Here is a 19,756-nt window from a genome sequence, read left to right as displayed (position 1 = left end):
ATCAAGCTGGGCTTTGTGCTTTGTGGCGTGCGCCCACCCGATGCGCAAGTGCCGTACCGGGCCGGAACCCAAGCCGCTGGCCCGCCGGCGTCCCCCGGTATTGAGTAGCACGTGACTTTAGAGTCCAATCCACCATGACACGGAGATTGGACATGAAGAAACGTTTCACCGAAGAACAGATCATCGGTTTCCTGCGCGAAGCAGAAGCCTGCATGCCCGTGGCCGAGCTGTGCCGCAAGCACGCTTTCTCGGAAGCCAGCTATTACCTCTGGCGCAGCAAGTTTGGCGGCATGAATGTCTCGGAGGCCAAACGCCTCAAAGAGCTGGAGACCGAGAACGCGCGGCTGAAGAAACTCCTGGCCGAGACGATGCTCGAGAACGAGATTGCCAAAGAGGCTCTGCGAAAAAAGTGGTGAGCGCACCGTCACGGCGGGAGCTGGTGCGCCATCTGGTGGGCAAGGGGCTCAGCGAGCGTCGATCACTGCGCCTGGCCGGCATGAGCCCCAGTTCATTCCGTTACCAGCCCGCCACCAACCGCAATGCCGCCTTGAAAGCGAAGATCATCGCACTCGCGCAACGTCACCGACGCTACGGTGTCGGCATGATTTACCTGAAGCTGCGGCAGAAAGGCATGCAGGTCAATCACAAGCGGGTGGATCGACTCTATGCCGAGGCGGGGCTGCAAATTCGCCGGCGTAAGCGCAAGAAGGTGCCGGTGGCAGACGGTCACCCGCTGACCCGCCCCTTGGCCGCCAATCAGGTCTGGTCGATGGACTTTGTGTTCGACCGGACGGCAGAGGGGCGTGTCATCAAGAGTCTGACCGTCGTCGATGACGCCACGCACGAGGCGGTAGCCATTGTGCCGGAGCGGGCGATGAGCGGCCTGCATCTGACACGTATCCTCGACCAGCTGGCGCAGACACGTGGTTTGCCCAAAGCGATCAGGACAGATAACGGCAAGGAGTTCTGCAGCCACGCCATGCTCACCTGGGCACATGCTCGTGGTGTTCAACTCTTCCTGATTGGGCCTGGCAAGCCCAATCAGAACGCCTACATCGAATCGTTCAACGGGCGCTTCCGGGATGAGTGTCTGAACGAACACTGGTTCACCAGCCTGCGCCATGCCCAGGTCGTCATCGAAGCCTGGCGTAGGGAATACAACAACGAAAGACCTAAGAAAGCGCTTGGCGGTTTGACGCCAGCGGCCTACGCCAAATCACTCGCTGAGAAATCAGGTAAATTAACCTCGGACTCTAATGCTCAGTGCTACTGAGAACGGGGGGGGGCGTCGCGCGCTACCGAGCGGACAGAAGCTGGCGTGGCAAACAGGGCCGCTTCACAGCAATCTATAAAACAGCCGGTCGATGCGCAGTTTTCCTAGCCGTCCGAGCAGTTTGCGCACTTTTTCCGGGTAGTCCCGCAGCTTCTGCAGCTGCCGGTAGTGGCTCAATACGGCGGTGTGCTGGCGGATGTTGGCCAGTTCCTGGGTGATTTGTGGTTTCAGGGTGTGGTGTGGGTCGTGGATGAGCAGGCCGTTTTCCAGGTCGAGGGTAAAAGCACGCGGGTTCAGGTTGTTGCCGGTGATCAGCATGTACTGCTGGTCTACCCAGAGCCCTTTCAGGTGGTAACTGTTGCCCTCGTGCTGCCACAGGCGCAGGGTCAGTTGGCCGCTTTGCAGATAGGTCTGGCGCTTGCGGGCAAAGCGGCGCAGGTTCATTTCGTACAGGTAAGGCAGGCAGCCAATGACCTTGAACGGTTGCTCCGGCGGGATGTAGAAGTCGTTGGCCTGCTTGTCGCCAACGATGATTTCGACCTTGATGCCGCGCGCGAGCAGGGCGTCAAGCTGTAGCAAGACGCTACGTGGCAGATTGAAATAGGGGGTGCAGATCACCAGTTGCTGCGTTGGCTGGCGCAATAACTGCAGTAGCAGGCTATTGAAAGGGTTGCCGCGCCCTTGCCCGCAAATCGGGTGGATGCTGGCGGAGCCACGCGTTACGGCAGGTAGCCGGCATTGTGTGTGTGCCAGCTTTTGCCGCAACTGGCGTATTAGTTGCCGTTGAGCGCGGGCATCTGGCTCAGGCGGGCGATCCAGACGGATAAGTGCCGGATCGGTGGCCAGTTGCGCAACCAGGTAGTGCGACATGCTGTCGGCCAGCTCGGCATGCTGCAGCAGGTGGTAGCGATCGTAACGATAGCGCTCGCCCACGTGCAGGTAGACGTTGTTGAGGCTGGCGCCGCTGTAGAGCACCGCATCATCGATAATGAAGCCCTTCAGGTGCATCACACCGAACAGCTCTTTGCTTTGCACCGGCACACCATAAATGGCCAGGTTGGCCAATGGCTGCTGCTGTGCGCGCTGCCGGTACCAGGCGGCATTGCCCGCCTGCTTGCCTTGGCCAATCAGGCCGCGTTGGGCGCGGTGGGCATCAACAAACAACCGTACATCCAGCCGCGGATTGCTGCTGGCGGCCTGGTACAGCGCTTCCAGCACCTCGGCGCCGGCTTCATCCTGCTGCAGGTAGAGTGCGGCCAGGTGAATGCGGGTTTTGGCGCTGCGAATCAGCCGGAGCAGGGTCTGACGGAACTCGCTGGCTGAATGCAGCGTTTGCATGCAGTCGGCTGGCATGGCGAAGCCGGGCAGGCTTGCCAGGTCTGGCTTGCGGGAGAAGAACGGCATGAGCGGATCGATTGTCGAGACAAGCTGCGATGCTACCACTTGTACCAGCAAAAAGGGCCGGCTAGGCCGGCCCTGCTTGGCTTACTTGCCGGTCTTGAATTCCTGCCACAGACGCGTGGTCAGGCGCTGGGTTTTCGGATCCATGCTCGGCATCACGAAGCTCTTGGCGACCACATCCTTGCCCGGGAAGATGGACGGGTTGGCCAGGTTTTGCTTGTCGATGAACGGGCGGGCGGCCAGGCTGCCCGGTGCATAGCTCACAGAGTTGGCATTGGCGGCCGCTACCTTGGCGTCCAGCATGTAGTTGATCCAGGTGTAGGCGTTATCCACGTTCTTGGCATCTTTCGGCATTACCATGCTGTCGACCCAGATCGCTACGCCCTGCTTCGGTACCAGCGGCTGTACCTTCACGCCGTTCTTGGCTTCTTCAGCACGTTTCTTGGCGATGTTCAGGTCGCCACCGTAGCCCAGTACCATGCACAGCGAACCGCCGGCCAGTTCGTTGATGTAGCCGGAAGAGGAGAAGCGGGTGATGCTGCTGCGCAGCGGCTTGAGCAGGGCGGCGGCGGCCTTGTAATCGGCTTCGCTGGTGCTGGCCGGGTTTTTGCCCATGTAGTGCAGGATCACCGGGAACACTTCCGCCGGGGAATCCAGCATGCTCACGCCGCAGCTCTTCAGCTTGGACAGGTATTCCGGCTTGAACAGCAGGTCCCACTGGTTGTCCGGCAGTTTGCCGCCCAGCGCCTTGTTGACCTTGTCCGGGTTGATGCCGATGGTGTTGATGCCCCAGAAGTACGGCACGGCGAACTTGTTGCCCGGGTCGAAAGCGGTCATCAGCTTCATCAGTTCCGGGTCTAGGTTCTTGTAGTTGGGGATCTTGGCGCGATCCAGCGGCTGATACAGGCCGCCCTGGATCTGCTTGGCCAGGAAGGTGTTGGACGGATGCACCAGGTCGTAGCCGGATTTGCCGGTCAGCATCTTGGCCTGCAGGATCTCGTTACTGTCGTAGACGTCGTAACGCACCTTGACGCCGGTGGCTTTCTGGAAGGCCGGGATGGTGGACTCGGCAATGTAGTCCGACCAGTTGTAGATGTTCAGTTCCTTGGTCGCGGCAGCGGCGCTACCGGTGATACCTGCCAGGGCCAGCCCAAGCGACAGGGCCAGGATAGATTTCTTCATGGTTTCTCCTTGAAGTGCTCCCGCAGAAGCCTGTAAGTGTTATATGCAACAAGCCTGCTAATTAAACCCCCCCGTAGGGGAGAAAACAACTCTGATGCGTTAATAAATCGGAGTGCATAAACCAATGGCACGGCTTACGCCTGATCCAGCAGATGGTGCTGTTCCCATGGCGTGATCTGCTGCTGGAAATCGGCCAGCTCCACCCGTTTCAGGGCAATGAACTGGCTGACAAATTCGCTGCCCAGCACTTGGCTCAGCCTGCTGTCGGCCGCCAGCAGGCTTAACGCGGTGGTCAGATCCGGCGGCAGGGTGGCCTGTTTGTTATAGGCGCTGCCACGCAGGGGCGGGGCGGCCGGCAACTCCGCCTGCAGGCCAAGCAAGCCGCAGGCCAGTGTGGCGGCCAATGCCAGGTAAGGGTTGCAGTCGATGCCGGGCAGGCGGTTTTCCACCCGCCGTGCCTGCGGAGCCGAGGCCGGTACGCGCAGACCGCAGCTGCGGTTGTCGTAACCCCACTCCACGTTGATCGGCGCCGCGGTGTTGGCCGCCAGCCGGCGATAGGCATTGGGGTTGGGCGCCAGCAGCGCCATGGCGGCCGGCAGATGCTGCTGCAGCCCGGCGATGTAGTGCGAAAAGCGTGGATGCTCGCTGCCATCGTCATGGCTGAAGGCATTGCGGCCAACCTTGTCCAGCAGGCTCTGGTGGATGTGCATGGCGCTGCCGGGCTGGCCGGCAAACGGCTTGGCCATGAAGCAGGCTTTCAGGCCATGCGCCGCGGCCAGCGCGCGCAGGGTGCGCTTCAGCAGAAAGACCTGGTCCGCCAGCTGCAGCGCCTCGCCGTGCTGCAGATTGAGTTCGTATTGGCCGTTGCCGACCTCGTGCAGCAGGATGTCGGTGGCGATACCCTGCTGATGACACTGCTGTTCCAGCGCGGCAAAAAAGCTTTCCTGGCGCTGGGCATGATCCAGCGAGTAGGCGGCGCCCGGCGCTTCCGCCTGCTGGCCGGCGGCATTCAGCAGGTAAAACTCGATTTCCGGCGCCACCTGCGGCGTGAGGCCGGCCAGCTGGTATTGCGCCAGCACGTGCCGGAGCACATTGCGCGGTGCAAACGGCACCATGCGGCCGTCTTCGTAATGGCAGTCGTGTATCAGCTGGGCGATGCGGCGGCCGCTGCCCGGCTTCAGGCGGAGGCTGCGCTCATCCGGCAGCAGCAGCATGTCCGGATCGTTGTCCGGCACCAGCTGCTGCTGCGGCTCGCCCATCAGAGTCTGCAGCAGGCTGACTTGCGGAAAGTGCAGCTGGCCGCTGGCTGGGTAGTGGCTGACCGGTACCAGCTTGCCGCGCGGCAGGCCGTTCAGGTCGGGAATCAGGCATTCAATGTGGGTGATGGCGTGCGCTTGCAGCCAGTCGTGGCGTGTTTGAGTCATGGGGCAGGTCCGTGCTGATGGCAGTGGCAAAACAGGCGAGGCGCTGTTTGTCGCGGCCGCCGACGGCGCTGAGCGGCTGTTCGAACACGCCAAACGCCAGCTGGCTGCCGCGGTGAACTGGCCGGGGTACGGAACTGCGGTCCATGCGTGGCTCCTGGGGGAGGTGTGTCTATTTTTTTAGCCGAATATTAAATATTTCGTCAATTTTATTTAACGTGGCGGCAGGCGATTGGCACGCCACTGTGACGCCGGCGCCACGCGCGCGGCAACCGGCGCTGCATGGCGCACAAATGCGAAATGTGCAAAAATCGAGCCAACTAACGAACTACAGGTTTTTCCATGCTGGACCGGGACGGATATCGCCCCAATGTCGGAATCATCCTCGTCAATGGCAAGAACGAGGTGTTCTGGGGCAAGCGGGTGCGTGAGCACTCGTGGCAATTTCCGCAAGGAGGCATCAAACCTGGCGAAAGCCCCGAGGCCGCGATGTACCGCGAGCTTCTGGAAGAAGTCGGCCTGCTGCCGCAACATGTCAAGATTCTGGGGCGCACCCGCGACTGGCTGCGCTACGACGTGCCCAGCAACTGGGTACGCCGCGAATGGCGCGGTAGCTACCGCGGCCAGAAGCAGATCTGGTTCCTGCTGCGCATGGTGGGCCGCGAGTGCGATGTCTGCCTGCGGGCAACCAGTCACCCCGAGTTTGACGGCTGGCGCTGGAACGACTACTGGGCGCCGGTGGATGCGGTGATTGAATTCAAGAAAGATGTGTACGAGCGTGCGCTGACCGAGCTGACCCGCTTCCTCAAGGGCGTGGAAAGCTACGGCGACTATCTGAAACGGACAGGCGGGGGCGGCACGCCCTAGCCCGGAGTGGCCGGACTCGTGATGATCTCTTCTTTGCCACGGCCACGTGCTGCCTTTGCAGCCGTGGCCGTTGTTGCTGCCTGGTCGGCATGGCGGCCGCACGATGCCGCCACCTGGTGGCTGGAGGCGCTGCCGGCGGTGCTCGGCCTGCCGCTGGTCTGGCTGCTGTGGGGGCGTTTCCCGTGGACAAGGTTGGCCGCATGGGCGATGGCGCTGCATGCGATCATCCTGCTGATCGGCGCGCACTACACCTATGCGCTGACACCGCTCGGCTTCTGGCTGCAGGAGCTGTTCGACTTCAGCCGCAACCATTACGACCGCATCGGCCACCTGGCGCAGGGCTTCTTTCCGGCGCTGCTGGCGCGCGAGGTACTCCGCCGCCGCACGCCGTTGCGCGGTAGCTGGCTGGCCTTTCTCACCACCTGCTTCTGCCTGGCATTTTCTGCACTGTACGAATTGATTGAATGGTGGACCGCGCTGGCGCTGGGTTCCGGCGCCGATGCCTTCCTCGCCACCCAGGGCGACCCGTGGGACACGCAATGGGACATGTTCCTGGCGCTGTGCGGCGCCTTGCTGGCGCAGCTGACACTGGCGCCGGCCCACAACCGACAACTCGCGACGCTGCAGGCGGCGCGCTACTGATCTGAATGACAGCCATGACACAACAAAGCTACGACGAATCCTCGGTACGGGTACTCAAGGGGCTGGAGCCGGTAAAAGAGCGGCCCGGCATGTACACCCGCACCACTGACCCTACTCACATCTGCCAGGAAGTGATCGACAACGCCGCCGACGAGGCACTGGGCGGCTTCGCCCGCAAGATCGCGGTCACCGTGCACCAGGATGGCTCGCTGACGGTGGAAGACGATGGCCGCGGCATTCCGGTGGGCCTGCACCCGCAGGAAGGCGTGCCGGTGGTGGAGCTGGTATTCACCCGCCTGCACGCCGGCGGCAAGTTCAACAAGAAGGACGGCGGCGCCTACGCCTTCTCCGGTGGCCTGCACGGTGTTGGCGTGTCGGTGACCAACGCGCTGTCCACCCGGCTGGAAGTGGAAGTGAAGCGCGAGGGCGGCGTGCACCGGCTGGTATTCGCCGGCGGTGACGTGATCGAACCGCTGGCCCGCATCGGCGACTGCGGCGCGCGCACCAGCGGCACCCGCGTGCGGGTGTGGCCGGACGGCAAGTATTTCGAAAGCCCGCGCTACTCGATGCAGGAACTGGAGCGCCTGCTGCGCGCCAAGGCGGTGCTGCTGCCCGGCGTGGCGGTGACGCTGACTGTGGAGCGCCCCAGCGGCGACGAGGTGAGGGTGTGGCAGTACCCGGAAGGGCTGAAGAGCTATCTCGCCGAGCTGTGCGGCGATGACGAGCCGGTGGCGCCGCTGTTCGCCGGCGAAGCCTATATCGGCGACGACCACGAGCAGTTTGCCCGCGGCGAGGGCGCGCAGTGGGCGATGGCCTGGTTCGAGGACGGCGCCAGCGGCGAAAGCTACGTCAACCTGATTCCCACCCCGGTGGGCGGCACCCACGAGGCCGGCCTGCGCGCCGGCGTGTACGAGGCGGTGAAGAGCTTCATCGACCACCACAACCTGCTGCCGCGCGGCGTGAAACTGATGGCGGAAGACGTGTGGAGCCGGGTGCGCTTCGTGCTGTCCGCCCGCGTGCTCGACCCGCAGTTCCAGGGCCAGACCAAGGACAAGCTCACCAGCCGCGATGCGCTGAAGCTGGTTTCCGGCCTGGCGCGCGACCCGGTGGAGCTGTGGCTGAACCAGCACGTGGAAGCTGGCAAGCGCATCGCCGAGCTGGCGATCCGCCAGGCGCAGAGCCGCCTGAAGTCGGTCAAGAAGGTAGAGAAGAAAAAGGGCTCCGGCGTGGCGGTGCTGCCGGGCAAGCTCACCGACTGCGAGAGCGAGGACATCGAGCGCAACGAGCTGTTCCTGGTGGAGGGCGACTCCGCCGGCGGTTCGGCCAAACTGGCGCGCGACAAGGAATACCAGGCCATCCTGCCGCTGCGCGGCAAGGTGCTCAACAGCTGGGAGACCGACCGCGACCAGCTGTTCTCCAATGCTGAGATCCACGACATCGCGGTGGCCATCGGCGTCGACCCGCACGGCCCGGACGACAGCCCGGAGCTGTCCGGCCTGCGCTACGGCAAGATCGCCATCCTGTCCGATGCCGACGTCGACGGTTCGCACATCCAGGTGCTGCTGCTGACACTGTTCTTCCGCCACTTCCCGCGCCTGATCGAGAACGGCAACATCTACATCGCGCAGCCGCCGCTGTTCCGCGTCGACGTGCCCGGGCAGGGCAAGAACCGGCCGCCGCGCAAGCTGTACGCGCTGGACGAGGGCGAGATGACGGCGATCCTCGACCGCCTGCGCAGCGAGGGGGTGAAGGAAAACGCCTGGAGCATCTCGCGCTTCAAGGGTCTGGGCGAGATGAACCCGGAGCAGCTGAAGGACACCACCATGAATCCGGATACCCGCCGGCTGTCCTGCGTGCAGGTGCGCCCCGGCGCGCTGCAGGAAACCCGCGACATGTTCATCAAGCTGATGGGCAAGGGCGAAGCCTCCAGCCGCCGCAGCTGGATGGAAGAGAAGGGCAACGAGGTGGAAGCGGACATCTGAGCGCGGCCGGCGACGCTTGCCGGCCACGGTTTGCACCATGGCCGGTGGCCGCCGCAGCGCCAGACAACAAGGCCCTTGCGCACTGCGCAAGGGCCTTGTGCATTGGCCCGGTTGGCAGCCTGCGGCCAACCTTGGCCGCAGCTACTTCAGCCGCGATGGATCGTGGCGGCGCTCGGTGCAGCCGGTGGATAGCGTGACGCCCAGCAGCTTGGCCAGCAGCCGGGCCTGACCGGCGCCCAGCTCGGCCACCGCCGCGCGCTGCTTGTCGCTGACCATGCTGCCGTCGGCGGCGAACGCCTCGTGCGCCGAGCCGATCGCCAGCTGCTCCGGCAGCACGATCACCCCCAGGTTGCCGAGGATGGCGCGCACATGCACCAGGCCGCGCAGGCCGCCGAAGCCGCCGGGCGAGGCGCTCATCAGCGTGGCCACCTTGCCGCTGAACGGCGACGGCCCGTTGCTGCCGGGCGCCGGGCGCGAGGCCCAGTCGATGACGTTCTTCAGCAGCGGCGAGATCGAGCCGTTGTATTCCGGCGAGGCCAGCAGCAGGCCCTGGTGCTCCAGCATCAGCTGGCGCAGCGTCAATACATTGGCCGGCATGCCGTATTCGCTTTCGTCGTCGCCGTCGTACAGCGGCGTCGGGTAATCGCGCAGGTCGATGTGCGTCACCTCGGCCCCGGCCATGGCCGCGCCTTCCGCCGCGATGGCGACCAGTTTCTTGTTCCAGGAATCCTTACGCGCGCTGCCGGCAAAGGCCAGGATTTTGGGGGCATTGCTCACACTGTTCTCCTTGTTGCTGGTCTTGCCCGGTGGCGGAGAAGACTCTGTTTCCAGTGTAGGTAACGGCAGCCAAAACCCAAGTCCGCGGCATGCCCCGGGGCGCGGTCGCTCAGGCGGCGCGGCCGTGGCGCGCCTGTGCCGCCAGCGCCAGCCAGCGCTGTACCGCCGGGCGTTGCCACTGCTGCTGCGCGTAGCGCGCCAGCGGCGCCGGTACCGCATCGCCGTGCAGCACCAGGCGATTGAGCGTGGCGGCCAGATCCAGGTCGGCGATGCTCCAGGCGCCGAACAGGTTGGCCGCATCGTCCGGTAGCAGCGCGCTGGCGATGTCGAACAGCTTCTGTGCCGCCTCCTGCGCCGCCGGCGTCAGCGGTACCTTGCGCGCACCGGCGAAGATCACGTCGCTGCTGCGCTCCTGGCGGATCAGCTGCAGGTCGCTGCGCAGCCAGGCCTGCAGCTGGCGGGCGCGGGCGCGCGCCTGCGGTTCGGTCGGGTACAGCGGGGCGCCGGGGAAGACCTCGTCCAGGTATTCGCTGATGGCGGAGGACTCCGACAACGCAAACTCGTCGTGGCGCAGCGTGGGCACGCGGCGGGTGAGCGACAGCGCGGCATAGGCCGGCTGCTGCTGGGCGCGGGCGGCCAGGTCGACGCCGTGGAGCTGGAAATCGAGGTTTTTCTCGGTCAGCGCCACGAATGCCGACAGCGCGTACAGGCTGGAAAACTGGCTATCGACATACAGGTGCAGTGCAGGTTGCGACAAGATGATCCCCTTGCTGGTAGGTGAACGGCGCCGCGGCGATGGCGCGGCCGGTGCAAGGGCAGGTATAGCAGCGGGGCAGGGCGCCACGAAGCGAGAAGAACTGCTAAGCAAATTCAATGCGGCCAACGTTGGCCGCACCGTGGGCCGAGCGCCGGCATGCCGGCCACTCGCCTGGGGGCGGGCAGCGGCGCCTGGGTTTACAACCGCGCCAGCAGCGCCGCCAGCTGGTCGGTGGTCTGCCCCCAGCCGGCATGAAAGCCCATCGCTTCGTGCGCCTCGCGGTCGGCCACGCTCCAGTGCCGCACCAGCGCGGTGTAGCGGGTGCCGCCGGCCTCGGCGGCAAAAGTGAGAATCAGGGTCATGAACGGTTTTTCCGCCGGCAACCAGGCTTCGCTGTAGGCGTCGGTGACCACCAGCTTCTGGTTGGGGATCACTTCCAGATAGACGCCGGCGTTGGGGTAGTCGTTGCCGTCCGGATCGCGCATCACCACCAGGCTGCGGCCGCCGGGGCGCACGTCCAGCTCGACATGCGGCGTGGTGTAGGGCAGTGGCGCGAACCACTGTTGCAGCAGTGCGGGCTCGGTCCAGGCGCGATAGACCGTTGCCGGGCTGGCCGGCAGCAGGCGCGTGAGCTGCAGTTCGCGTGCCGCGAGCGGGCTGGGGGTGGACATATGGCTCTCCTGGCGCCGGCGGCGCGGGCGGGAAAGCTTCAGTCTAGACCGTGACGACGGCATTGCCAGCGCCGTCCCCCTGGCTGCTGGCGGCCCAGTGCATGAAGGCCTGCACCGCGGCGGAAGCGGCGGCGCCGGCCGCCTGCACCAGCACCACCCGCTGCGGCGGCAGCGCTTCCAGCAGCGGGCGGCAGGCGATGGCCAGGCCGTCGTAGCTGATGTCACCGGTGGGCCGCATGCAGGCCAGCGCCACGCCGCAGCCGTGCGCCACCAGCCCGCGCTGCATCTCGAAGCTCTGCACCGCCTGCGCCACCCGCGGCGTCAGCTGCTGCTGCCAGAACAGCGACAGCAGGTACTCGCGGCTGTGCGGGATGTCCTCCAGGATCAGCGGTTCCGCCGCCAGCTGCTGCAGCGATACCGCCGGCTGTGCGGCCAGCGGGTGGCCGGCGGGCAGCAGCGCATACGGCGGCAGCTCGGCCAGTACCTGGCGCGGCAGCTGCGGCTCGCTGGCCAGCTCGTAGGTCAGCGCCAGCTCCGCCTTGCCGCTGCGCAGCGCCCGCTGCACGCTGGCCAGGTCGCCCTCCAGCAGCGTCAGCTCCACCTCCGGGTGCTGGCGGCGGAAACCGGCCAGCAGCCGCGGCGCGAAGTAGGGTGCCAGATCCTGGAAGCAGATCAGCGACAGCTTGCCGCGCAGGCTGTCGGCCTCCGGCTGCCGCCCCAGCGCCGCGGCCTGCGCCAGCAGCTGCCGTGCCTGCTGCAGCACGCGCACGCCGGCATCGGTCAGCTCCACGCGGCGGCTGGCCTGGCGATGGAACAGCGGCGTGCCCAGGCTGCGCTCCAGCTCGGCGATGGCCTGCGACACCGACGGCTGCGACACGTGGCGGGCACGGGCGGCGGCGTTCACCCCGCCGTGTTCGGCGGTGGCGACGAAGTATTCCAGCTGGCGCAGCGAGAAGGTGATCATGTTTTTCGATATTGCAGAATAGAAAAGAGATATTTTTATTATTACCCGCGGCGCGGGGATACTGCACGGGCAGCACTGTGCGCCACTAACAAAACCCCTGATCCGGCGTTGCGCCTCCTTGCCGTACGCTTTGTACTGTCTGCGTCGGCGCGCCTTGGCTCAGGTTCTCTGCGAGGTCTTGTTAGCGGCGCTTATTTCCCCCCACCGGAGGCTTGCATGTCCATGGTTACCCTCAGCCCGCAGCAGATTGCCGACTACCAGCGCGATGGCGCCATCATCCTGCGCGGCGTGTTCCGCGACTGGATCGATACCCTGCGCGATGGTTTCGAGCAGGTGTTGGCCGCACCCGGCCCGTTCGCCATCGAGAACGTCGGCAACGGCGAAGCCGGCCGCTTCTTCGAGGATTACTGCAACTGGCAGCGCATCGCGCCGTTCGGCCGCTTCATCCACGATTCGCCGGCCGCCGGCATTGCCGGCCTGCTGACGCAGTCGCAGCAGGTGCAAATCTTCCACGAGCACATCCTGGTGAAGGAGCCGGGCACCGCCAAGCCGACGCCGTGGCACCAGGACATTCCCTACTACTGCGTCAGCGGGCTGCAGACCGCCAGCTACTGGATTCCGCTGGACCCGGTGCGCAGCGACAACACCCTGCGCGTGGTGCTGGGCTCGCACCGCTGGCCCAAGCTGGTGCGCCCCAAGCGCTGGGCCAGCAACGAGAACTTCTTTGCCGGCGAAGACGATTTCATGGCGATGCCGGACGTGGACGACGGCAGCTACACCATCCTGGCGCCGGAGATGGAGCCGGGCGATGCGGTGGTGTTCGACTTCCACACCGTGCACGGCGCCGCCGGCAACCTGGGCGGCAACCGCCGCCGCGCGTTCTCGGCGCGCTTCATTGGCGACGACGTGCGCTTCGAGCAGCGTCCGGGCCGTACCTCGCCGCCGTTCCCCGGCATCAACCAGCAGCAGGGCGAGCGCCTGCGCGAGGACTGGTTCCCGGTAGTGTGGCGCGCGGATGCGGCGGGCTAGCGCGACGCTGCCGTCCAGTCCGTGGCGCGGCTACAATCGGAGTATCTCCTCCGGGTAGCCGCGCCATGTCCCGTCTGCTGTATCTGCAATCCGGCGGCCCCACCGCCGTACTGAACACCTCCGCCCAGGGCGTGATCGAAACCGCGCGCGCCATGGGCGTGCCGGTGTGCGCCGCCGCCGACGGCCTGTTCGGCCTGCTGGGCGGGCGGCTGCTGGACTGCGATGCGCCGTCTGCCGCCGACATCGCCCAGCTGGGCCGGCTGCCGGGCGCGGCCTTCGGCAGCAGCCGCGACATCCTGCCACCGTATGACGAGGCGCCGCAGCTGTGGCAACAGCTGGCCGAGGTGCTGCAGCGTCACGGGATCCGCCAGCTGCTGCTCAATGGCGGCAACGGTTCGATGGAAACCGCGCTGCTGCTGCAACAGCTGGCCGAGCGCTTCTCGCTGCCGCTGAGCGTGGTCGGCATCCCCAAGACCATAGACAACGACTTGGAAGCCACCGACTTCAGCCCCGGCTTTCCCTCCGCCGCCAAATACCTGGCCAGCAGCCTGCGCGAGGTGCTGTTCGACATGCGCAGCATGGCGCAGGGGCGGGTGTTCATTCTGGAAACCATGGGCCGCCATGTGGGCTGGCTGGCCGCCGCCGGCTGCCTGGCGGCGTTGCCGGATGAGGCGCCGCCCTTGCTGTTGCTGCCGGAGGTGGCCTACGACGAGGCGCGGCTGTTCGCCGCCGTGCGCCGGCAGATCGCCGCACAGGGCTATTGCGCCATCGTAGTGTCCGAAGGGCTGCGCAGCGCCGATGGCCGCTTCGTGGCGCAGATGCATGCCGACAAGGTGTACGGCCACGAGCAGCTGGGCGGTGCCGGTAACTGGCTGGCGCAGCGCATCCAGCACGGCCTGCGGCTGCATGCCCACGTGGCGGTGGCCGACTGCCTGCAGCGCGCCGCCCGCCACCTGCTGTCGGCGGTAGACGCACGCCTGGCCTATGAGGTTGGCCGCAAGGCGGTAGCGTGGGCCGTAGCCGGGCAGAGCGGGGTGATGGCCGCCATCGAGCGCTTTGCCACCGCCGATGGCTGCGACTGGCGGGTAGTGCCGCAGCCGCTGGCGGCGGTGGCCAATCTGGAACGTGCGCTGCCGGCCGCTTTCATCGCCGCCGACGGTCTGGACGTGACAGCGGCCTGCCGCGCCTGGCTGCAACCCTTGCTGGCCGGCGAAGTGGCGCTGCCGTTTGCCGACGGCCTGCCGGCCATGCGCCGGCTGCACTTCCCACCGCTGGCAGCCACCGCGTAGCCCGGATAAGCCGCAGGCGCATCCGGGGATGCGCGGGTGACGGCTGCCGCCATGCCAGCCCCGGATGCGCTGCGCTTATCCGGGCGACTGCTTGTCCGGGCCAGCCTTTAGCCGGGCTGGCAGGCGTGGCGCATCGCGGCGAACGCCCCGGCGAGCCGGCACCCCGCCAGGGTTGACCGCATGCATGCGGCCAACCTTTCAGGCACCTTCCCCTTCCTCCTCCAGCCAGGCGCAGAAGTCGGCGCACAGCGGGTCTTCCGCCAGCGCCAGCGGCAGCACCCAGGAATAGCCGCGCACCCGCACCCGCGGGCCGGCCAGCGGCGCCACCAGCTTGCCGCTGGCCAGCAGCTCCTCGATCACCGGCAGCGGCCCCAGCGTGATGCCCAGGCCGTCGATGGCCGCCTGCAGCGCCAGGTAGTAGTGGTCGAAGTGCTGGTGGCCGGCGGCTTGCAGCGCCGGCTGCCCGGCGGCGGCCAGCCAGCGCTCCCACGCCACCGGGCGGGTTTCCGAATGCAGCAGGGTGTGCTGCGCCAGGTCGGCGGCGTCGCGCAGCGGCTGCCGCGCCAGCAGCGCCGGGCTGGCGGCCGGCAGCTCGTGCTCGGTGAGGAAGGTATGCGACACGAAGCCGTGCCAGTGGTCGTTGCCGCGGCGGATGGCGATGTCGAAGTCGGCATGCTGGTTGTTGATGGCGGCGTCCGAGGTGGCCAGCCGCAGCTCCACGCCGGGGTGGCGGCGCTGGAAGCGGGTCAGCCGCGGCAGCAGCCAGTGCATGGCCAGGGTGGGGGTGACGTTGATGCGCAGCAGCCGCGGCCGGTTGCTTGTGAGTTTTTCGGTGGCGCTGGCAATGTTGTCGAAGGCGCTCTGCAGCACCGGCAGGTACTGGCGGCCGGCATCGCTCAGCTGCACGCGGCGGCCGTGGCGCAGGAACAGTGCCACCCCCAGCCAGTCTTCCAGCTGGGCGATCTGGCGGCTGACGGCGCCGTGGGTGACATTGAGCTGCTCGGCGGCGGCGGAGAAGCTCTCCAGCCGGGCGGCGGCTTCGAACACGCGCAGGGCGTTGAGCGGGGGCAGGCGGCGATTCATGCATGTGAGTTTAATGCACAAACGATGGCGAAAAAACTCGTTTGTGGCCGCGCTGGCGGCGGGGCTAAGCTGGGCACATGGATACGACCGTGGTGCCCGACCGGCGGGCCTTGTTTGCCGGTTTCTTCATGGTGGGGCTGTCCGGCTTCGGCGGCGTGCTGCCGCATGCGCAGCACATGCTGGTGGAGCGGCGGCGCTGGCTGTCGGAGCAGCAGTTCGCCGAGGTGCTGGGCCTGGGCCAGGTGCTGCCGGGGCCGAACATCGTCAACGTGGCGGTGGCGGTGGGAGCGCGTTTTCACGGCGTCGGCGGCGCGCTGGCAGCCTGCGGTGGCCTGCTGCTGGCGCCGCTGGGCGTGGTGCTGCTGTTGGCCGCGCTGTATGCCGGCTACCGGCAGCAGCCGCTGGTACAGGGGCTGCTGCACGGGCTGGCGCCCACCGCCATCGGCCTGATCTTCGGCATGGCGCTGAAGCTGGCCAGCCGGCTGCCGCGGCACTGGCGGCCGTGGCTGCTGGCGGCGCTGACCTTCGGCGCGGTGGCGTTGTGGCAGCTGCCGCTGCTGCTGGTGTTGCTGTTGCTGGCGCCGCTGGGGGTGGCGCTGGCCTGGTACTGGCCGGAAGGGGGACGATGATGCTGTGGACCTTGTCTATGCTGTGTGCGCAGTTTTCGCTGCTGGGGCTGAGCTTCGCCGCGCTGGCGCTGTGGCAGCTGCCGCTGCTGCTGGTGTTCGCTGGGGCTGCTGTTGGCCTGCTACTGGCCGGAGGAGGCGCAATGATGCTGTGGACCTTGTTCATCCTGTTTGCGCAGTTTTCGCTGCTGGCGGTGGGCGGCGCCAATGCGGTGGTGCCGGAGATCCACCGCGTGGTGGTGGGCGAGCTGGGCTGGCTCAGCGGCGCGCAGTTCGCCGACCTGTTCGCCATCGCCCAGGCAGCGCCGGGGCCGAACGTGCTGGTGGTCAGCCTGATCGGCTGGCATATGGCCGGGGTGGCCGGCGCGGTGGTGAGCCTGCTCGGCATCTGCCTGCCGTCGTCGCTGTTGAGCTTCGCGGTAGCGCGCTGGTGGCAGCGGGTGCAGGGCGGCCGGCTGGCGCTGGCCATCGAGCGCGGCCTGGCGCCGCTGACGGTGGGGCTGGTGCTGGCCGGCGCCAGCTCGATGCTGCAGGCGCTGGCGCCGTCGTCCGCCGGGCTGCTGCTGTGCGCCGCCAGCGCGCTGCTGGCGTGGCGGCTGCGCCTCAACCCGCTGTGGCTGCTGGCCGGCGGCGGGCTCATGGGGATGCTGGGCTGGGTGTAGCGGCGTCCGGGCGCGGGGCGTCCTCGTCGTCGAACTGGCAGCCGCACAGCGGCTCGTCCACCGGCGGCGGCGGGGTGTCGCACCAGCTGGCGCGGAAGAAACGCGGCGAATCCCAGCGCTGGTGCGGCTGCCAGCCGTCCGGCGGCAGCTGCAGCCGGGTGATGCCGAAGCGCGCCAGAACCTGCGGCGAGTAGTCGAAGCCCAGCGCCTGCGGTACTGCCTGCCGCCACTGCGCATGTTGGCCGCAGACGGTAATCAGCTGGCTGACGCCGATGGCGGCGTAGAAGTCGCGCTCCTGCTGCTGCCATAGCGCGAGGTCGTCGCGCGCCGCCTGCTGCCGCGCCGGGTTGTGCGGCCAGCGGGCGCGGATGATGGCCTGCCAGTCCGGCTGCAGTGCGCCACCGTGCCACAGCAGCATGCTGCCGGCTTCCAGGTATTTGTTGCGCCCGGCCGGGAACACGTAGTTGGCGCAGGACGACGCGCACTGCTCGCGCACGCGCACGTCCAGCCCCCAGCCGTATACCAGGTAGCCCAGCAGCAGGCCGAGGCGCGCATCGCCGCCGGGGCTGTTGATCAGCAGCTGGCGCGGTTTGGCCGCGCTCTGCCAGTACAGCTGCTGCAGTTGCTGGATGGCGTCCGCCGCCAGCAGGCCGTCGTACTGCAGGGTCTGCCCGTCGGCGCTGAGGGTTACCTGGGCGCTGGCGCTGGCGGCCTCGTCGGCGTGGGCGCCGCCGCCCAGCAGTAGCAGCACGGCGGCGAGCAGGTGGCGGCGGGACATGATGGCTCCGTTGGCAAGGGTTGGCCGCAAGCGCGCAGGCTCAGTCGGCCAGCGCGATCACCACCCGCTTGTTGCGCGCGCCCTTGCTCTCGATTTTTTTCACCACCACCTGGCCGATCTCGGCGGTGCTGCGCACATGGGTGCCGCCACAGGGCTGCAGGTCGATGCCGTCGATGGCGATCAGGCGGATTTCCGGCAGCTCCAGCGGCGGCGTCACCGACATGGTCTTGATCAGCTCCGGCTGCGCCTTCAGCGCCGCGCCGCTGGTCATCTGCACCGATACCGCGTGGTCGGCGGCGATCAGCGCGTTCAGCTCGCGTTCGATGTGCTCCTTGTCCAGTTCCATGCCTTCCGGCAGGTCGAAATCCAGACGCCCGGATTCGGCGCTGAGGTTGCCGCCGGTAACGCCGGCCTTGATCACGCAGGACAGCAGGTGCAGACAGGTGTGGATGCGCATGTGGCGGTGGCGGCGCGCCCAGTCCAGCTCCAGCGTTACCGCCGTGCCGGCGGCCAGCCGCGGCGCGTCGGCGGCCACCTGGTGCACGATGGCGCGGCTGACCTTGTCGCGGCGGGTGTCGCCGACGGCGAGACGGCTGCCGTCGGCCAGCAGCAGGCTGGCGCTGTCGCCGGGCTGGCCGCCGCCCAGCGGGTAGCACAGGGTGTCGGCCAGCACGATGCCGGCGTCGTCATGGCTGAGCACGGTGGTGGCGAGGCTGGTCTGGTAGGGGGCGATGTAGAAACGTTCCGGCATGATGTCCTCTGCTGTTATGCGGCGCGTGCGCCGTGAGGGCGCCCCGAAAACCCGGATTGCTACGCGAGACAAGGCGCGAACGAAAAATCCCGACGCCGCATAGGGGTGCTATGTCAGGAGGGGGTTTTTTGTGAGTAACGCCGTATCGCAACGAAAGCCGGTGTTTTTCGAGGTGTCCGAGAATGACACAGTGCTGGCGACCGGCGCGCTTTTCAAGTGACATGGCGGCTGGCGGGCGCTTGCGCGATAATCGCCGGCTGCATTTTCACGCCACCACGCCATGTCGCCGCACACCCTGGAACACTATACGCCGCCGCCGGACGAGGGGCTGACGCTGCTGTACGCCGACGAGGCGCTGCTGCTGCTGGACAAGCCGTCCGGCCTGCTGAGCGTGCCCGGGCGCGGCGAAGGCTTCGCCGACTGCCTGATCGCCCGCGCCCAGCGGCAGTTTCCGGATGCGCTGGTGGTGCACCGGCTGGACATGGCCACCTCCGGCATCCTGCTGCTGGCGCGCGGCGCCGCGATGCAGCGCGCGCTGTCGCTGCTGTTCGCCGGCCGCGCGGTGCGCAAGCGCTATGTCGCGGTGGTGGCCGGCCACTTGCCAGGCGAGGGCCGCATCATGCTGCCGCTGGGGCGCGACTGGCCGAACCGGCCGCGGCAGAAGGTGGATCTGCTGGCCGGCAAGCCGGCGCACACCGACTGGCGGGCGCTGCACTACGATGCGGCCAACGTGTGCAGCCGGGTGGAACTGTGGCCGCATACCGGGCGCACCCATCAGCTGCGCGCGCACATGCAGGCGCTGGGGCACCCGATCCTGGGCGACAGCCTGTACGCCCCGTCGGCCGCCCTGGCCGCCGCACCGCGGCTGCTGCTGCATGCCAGCCGCCTGCAATTGCCGCATCCGCTGAGTGGCGCGCCGCTCGACATCCACTGCCCGCCGCCGTTCTAAGGCGAAAACCCCCGCTTTCGTCGCGATACCGCGTTGTCCACTTAGAAAGCGGGGTTTTCGGGCTGCTTCCTAGGCGCTGAAGATCAGCGCGCCGCCGAACACCGCCAGCATGGCGAAGGCGCAGGCGATCTTCACCGCGGTGCCGGCCAGAAAGCCGACAAAGGTGGCCACGCCGACCTTGCCGGCCTGCGGCAGCGAGCGCCGCGCCTGCAGCTCGCCTAGCACCGCGCCGACGATGGGGCCGACGATGGCGCCGAACAAACCGAGGAACATGCCCACCACGCCGCCGATGAAGGCGCCGAGCAGTGCCTGGCGGCTGGCGCCGCTTTTCCGGGCGCCGAGCAAGCCGGCCAGGTTCTCCACCAGCATGCCCAGCAGCGCCAGCACGCCGATGACGAGCAGCGGCCACATGCCGACGTGGCCGAAATCGCCCAGCCAGGCTGCCAGCAGCATGCCGCCGGCCAGCAGCAACAGGCCGGGCAGCGCCGGGTAGACGGTGCCGGCGAGGCCAGCCAGCATCAGTAGTACGGCAAGGGCGTAGCCCAGCCAGCTCCAGTCCATGAAGGGGCTCCTGCATTGGGTAATGGCAGAAAAGAACACGGCGCCGGCGGTAAGTTCCGCCGGCGCCGTGCTGTTGCGGCCAACCTTGGCC

Annotated in this window: 20 protein-coding genes; 9 read left to right on the top strand and 11 right to left on the bottom strand. The window is 67.0% G+C overall.

All coding sequences use genetic code 11. The features are described from left to right. The first annotated feature begins 152 nt into the window (after positions 1 to 152). Positions 153 to 1,273 (top strand): IS3 family transposase gene (locus ACFOLG_RS18095; protein WP_386094786.1). Its coding sequence is split into 2 segments (ribosomal slippage): positions 153 to 393 and positions 393 to 1,273, totalling 1,122 coding nucleotides; the frame shifts between segments, so codons are not numbered across the junction. Between the two features lie 63 nt (positions 1,274 to 1,336). On the opposite strand, the gene pssA is transcribed toward ACFOLG_RS18095, so the two are convergent. The 3 genes from pssA to ACFOLG_RS18080 form a co-directional block, all read right to left on the bottom strand. Continuing rightward, positions 1,337 to 2,677: a CDP-diacylglycerol--serine O-phosphatidyltransferase gene (gene pssA, locus ACFOLG_RS18090; protein ID WP_386094783.1), complete on the bottom strand. Its 1,341-nt coding sequence runs from the start codon at positions 2,675 to 2,677 to the stop codon at positions 1,337 to 1,339. An 81-nt stretch (positions 2,678 to 2,758) separates the two neighbouring features. Further along, positions 2,759 to 3,856 (bottom strand): polyamine ABC transporter substrate-binding protein, encoded by a 1,098-nt coding sequence (locus tag ACFOLG_RS18085; RefSeq protein ID WP_386094780.1) that lies wholly within the window; start codon positions 3,854 to 3,856, stop codon positions 2,759 to 2,761. A gap of 134 nt (positions 3,857 to 3,990) precedes the next feature. Beyond that, positions 3,991 to 5,280, bottom strand: coding sequence for a glutamine synthetase family protein (locus ACFOLG_RS18080; protein ID WP_386094778.1), 1,290 nt, complete (start codon positions 5,278 to 5,280; stop codon positions 3,991 to 3,993). Between the two features lie 339 nt (positions 5,281 to 5,619). Here ACFOLG_RS18080 and ACFOLG_RS18075 point away from each other — a divergent pair, with 339 nt between their 5' ends. The 3 genes from ACFOLG_RS18075 to parE are packed head-to-tail and all read left to right on the top strand — an operon-like array spanning position 5,620 to position 8,768. Further along, complete coding sequence (locus ACFOLG_RS18075) at positions 5,620 to 6,144, top strand: RNA pyrophosphohydrolase (protein ID WP_386094775.1); 525 nt, start codon at positions 5,620 to 5,622, stop codon at positions 6,142 to 6,144. A 21-nt stretch (positions 6,145 to 6,165) separates the two neighbouring features. After that, positions 6,166 to 6,786 (top strand): DUF2238 domain-containing protein, encoded by a 621-nt coding sequence (locus tag ACFOLG_RS18070; RefSeq protein WP_386094772.1) that lies wholly within the window; start codon positions 6,166 to 6,168, stop codon positions 6,784 to 6,786. 14 nt (positions 6,787 to 6,800) lie between these two features. Continuing rightward, positions 6,801 to 8,768, top strand: coding sequence for a DNA topoisomerase IV subunit B (gene parE / locus ACFOLG_RS18065; protein ID WP_386094769.1), 1,968 nt, complete (start codon positions 6,801 to 6,803; stop codon positions 8,766 to 8,768). A gap of 141 nt (positions 8,769 to 8,909) precedes the next feature. Here the strand turns inward: parE and ACFOLG_RS18060 are convergent, their stop codons facing one another. The 4 genes from ACFOLG_RS18060 to ACFOLG_RS18045 all read right to left on the bottom strand — a co-directional run bounded on the left by ACFOLG_RS18060 (position 8,910) and on the right by ACFOLG_RS18045 (position 11,937). Beyond that, positions 8,910 to 9,545: an NADPH-dependent FMN reductase gene (locus tag ACFOLG_RS18060; RefSeq protein ID WP_386094766.1), complete on the bottom strand. Its 636-nt coding sequence runs from the start codon at positions 9,543 to 9,545 to the stop codon at positions 8,910 to 8,912. 109 nt (positions 9,546 to 9,654) lie between these two features. Further along, positions 9,655 to 10,302 carry a glutathione transferase gene (yfcF, locus tag ACFOLG_RS18055; RefSeq protein WP_386094763.1) on the bottom strand — a complete coding sequence of 216 codons (648 nt, stop codon included), beginning with the start codon at positions 10,300 to 10,302 and terminating at the stop codon, positions 9,655 to 9,657. Between the two features lie 197 nt (positions 10,303 to 10,499). Then, a complete protein-coding gene (locus ACFOLG_RS18050) occupies positions 10,500 to 10,973 on the bottom strand; it encodes an SRPBCC family protein (RefSeq protein ID WP_386094760.1) in 474 nt (157 codons plus the stop codon). Between the two features lie 43 nt (positions 10,974 to 11,016). Next, on the bottom strand, positions 11,017 to 11,937 hold the full coding sequence (locus tag ACFOLG_RS18045) for a LysR family transcriptional regulator (RefSeq protein WP_386094757.1): 921 nt from the start codon (positions 11,935 to 11,937) through the stop codon (positions 11,017 to 11,019). A 216-nt stretch (positions 11,938 to 12,153) separates the two neighbouring features. Between ACFOLG_RS18045 and ACFOLG_RS18040 the strand changes: the two genes are divergently transcribed. Then, positions 12,154 to 12,966: a phytanoyl-CoA dioxygenase family protein gene (locus ACFOLG_RS18040; protein ID WP_386094754.1), complete on the top strand. Its 813-nt coding sequence runs from the start codon at positions 12,154 to 12,156 to the stop codon at positions 12,964 to 12,966. A gap of 65 nt (positions 12,967 to 13,031) precedes the next feature. Beyond that, entirely contained in the window at positions 13,032 to 14,255 is a 1,224-nt protein-coding gene (locus ACFOLG_RS18035; RefSeq protein WP_386094751.1) for a diphosphate--fructose-6-phosphate 1-phosphotransferase, read from the top strand. A gap of 198 nt (positions 14,256 to 14,453) precedes the next feature. On the opposite strand, the gene gcvA is transcribed toward ACFOLG_RS18035, so the two are convergent. Next, entirely contained in the window at positions 14,454 to 15,338 is an 885-nt protein-coding gene (gene gcvA / locus ACFOLG_RS18030; protein WP_386094748.1) for a transcriptional regulator GcvA, read from the bottom strand. Positions 15,339 to 15,415: 77 nt separating this feature from the next. Here gcvA and ACFOLG_RS18025 point away from each other — a divergent pair, with 77 nt between their 5' ends. Both ACFOLG_RS18025 and ACFOLG_RS18020 read left to right on the top strand, forming a co-directional pair. Continuing rightward, positions 15,416 to 15,967, top strand: coding sequence for a chromate transporter (locus ACFOLG_RS18025; protein ID WP_386094745.1), 552 nt, complete (start codon positions 15,416 to 15,418; stop codon positions 15,965 to 15,967). Beyond that, entirely contained in the window at positions 15,964 to 16,626 is a 663-nt protein-coding gene (locus ACFOLG_RS18020; protein WP_386094742.1) for a chromate transporter, read from the top strand. The genes ACFOLG_RS18025 and ACFOLG_RS18020 overlap by 4 nt, the downstream gene beginning before the upstream one ends. Here the strand turns inward: ACFOLG_RS18020 and ACFOLG_RS18015 are convergent. Continuing rightward, a complete protein-coding gene (locus ACFOLG_RS18015; protein WP_386094740.1) occupies positions 16,601 to 17,404 on the bottom strand; it encodes a hypothetical protein in 804 nt (267 codons plus the stop codon). The two genes, ACFOLG_RS18020 and ACFOLG_RS18015, sit on opposite strands and share 26 nt — an antisense overlap. Positions 17,405 to 17,444: 40 nt before the next feature. Next, positions 17,445 to 18,155 carry an alanyl-tRNA editing protein gene (locus ACFOLG_RS18010; RefSeq protein ID WP_386094737.1) on the bottom strand — a complete coding sequence of 237 codons (711 nt, stop codon included), beginning with the start codon at positions 18,153 to 18,155 and terminating at the stop codon, positions 17,445 to 17,447. A 280-nt stretch (positions 18,156 to 18,435) separates the two neighbouring features. On the opposite strand from ACFOLG_RS18010, the gene ACFOLG_RS18005 reads away from it, so the two are divergent. Beyond that, positions 18,436 to 19,104, top strand: a complete 669-nt coding sequence (locus ACFOLG_RS18005; protein WP_386094734.1) for a pseudouridine synthase — start codon at positions 18,436 to 18,438, stop codon at positions 19,102 to 19,104. Between the two features lie 69 nt (positions 19,105 to 19,173). Here ACFOLG_RS18005 and ACFOLG_RS18000 read toward each other — a convergent pair whose 3' ends face one another. Further along, positions 19,174 to 19,665: a DUF456 domain-containing protein gene (locus ACFOLG_RS18000; RefSeq protein ID WP_386094731.1), complete on the bottom strand. Its 492-nt coding sequence runs from the start codon at positions 19,663 to 19,665 to the stop codon at positions 19,174 to 19,176. Positions 19,666 to 19,756 lie beyond the last annotated feature (91 nt).

The organism is Vogesella facilis (assembly GCF_042648525.1).
Taxonomy (GTDB): Bacteria; Pseudomonadota; Gammaproteobacteria; order Burkholderiales; family Chromobacteriaceae; genus Vogesella; species Vogesella facilis.
This window is presented reverse-complemented; position numbering and strand designations above follow the sequence as displayed.

Bases quoted from the DNA above. Each gene is read 5' to 3' on its own strand.
- pssA (WP_386094783.1), bottom strand. From the start codon at position 2,677: ATGCCGTTCTTCTCCCGCAAGCCAGACCTGGCAAGCCTGCCCGGCTTC.
- ACFOLG_RS18085 (WP_386094780.1), bottom strand. From the start codon at position 3,856: ATGAAGAAATCTATCCTGGCCCTGTCGCTTGGGCTGGCCCTGGCAGGT.
- ACFOLG_RS18080 (WP_386094778.1), bottom strand. From the start codon at position 5,280: ATGACTCAAACACGCCACGACTGGCTGCAAGCGCACGCCATCACCCAC.
- ACFOLG_RS18075 (WP_386094775.1), top strand. From the start codon at position 5,620: ATGCTGGACCGGGACGGATATCGCCCCAATGTCGGAATCATCCTCGTC.
- ACFOLG_RS18070 (WP_386094772.1), top strand. From the start codon at position 6,166: ATGATCTCTTCTTTGCCACGGCCACGTGCTGCCTTTGCAGCCGTGGCC.
- parE (WP_386094769.1), top strand. From the start codon at position 6,801: ATGACACAACAAAGCTACGACGAATCCTCGGTACGGGTACTCAAGGGG.
- ACFOLG_RS18050 (WP_386094760.1), bottom strand. From the start codon at position 10,973: ATGTCCACCCCCAGCCCGCTCGCGGCACGCGAACTGCAGCTCACGCGC.
- ACFOLG_RS18045 (WP_386094757.1), bottom strand. From the start codon at position 11,937: ATGATCACCTTCTCGCTGCGCCAGCTGGAATACTTCGTCGCCACCGCC.
- ACFOLG_RS18040 (WP_386094754.1), top strand. From the start codon at position 12,154: ATGTCCATGGTTACCCTCAGCCCGCAGCAGATTGCCGACTACCAGCGC.
- ACFOLG_RS18035 (WP_386094751.1), top strand. From the start codon at position 13,032: ATGTCCCGTCTGCTGTATCTGCAATCCGGCGGCCCCACCGCCGTACTG.
- gcvA (WP_386094748.1), bottom strand. From the start codon at position 15,338: ATGAATCGCCGCCTGCCCCCGCTCAACGCCCTGCGCGTGTTCGAAGCC.
- ACFOLG_RS18025 (WP_386094745.1), top strand. From the start codon at position 15,416: ATGGATACGACCGTGGTGCCCGACCGGCGGGCCTTGTTTGCCGGTTTC.
- ACFOLG_RS18020 (WP_386094742.1), top strand. From the start codon at position 15,964: ATGATGCTGTGGACCTTGTCTATGCTGTGTGCGCAGTTTTCGCTGCTG.
- ACFOLG_RS18015 (WP_386094740.1), bottom strand. From the start codon at position 17,404: ATGTCCCGCCGCCACCTGCTCGCCGCCGTGCTGCTACTGCTGGGCGGC.
- ACFOLG_RS18010 (WP_386094737.1), bottom strand. From the start codon at position 18,155: ATGCCGGAACGTTTCTACATCGCCCCCTACCAGACCAGCCTCGCCACC.
- ACFOLG_RS18005 (WP_386094734.1), top strand. From the start codon at position 18,436: ATGTCGCCGCACACCCTGGAACACTATACGCCGCCGCCGGACGAGGGG.
- ACFOLG_RS18000 (WP_386094731.1), bottom strand. From the start codon at position 19,665: ATGGACTGGAGCTGGCTGGGCTACGCCCTTGCCGTACTACTGATGCTG.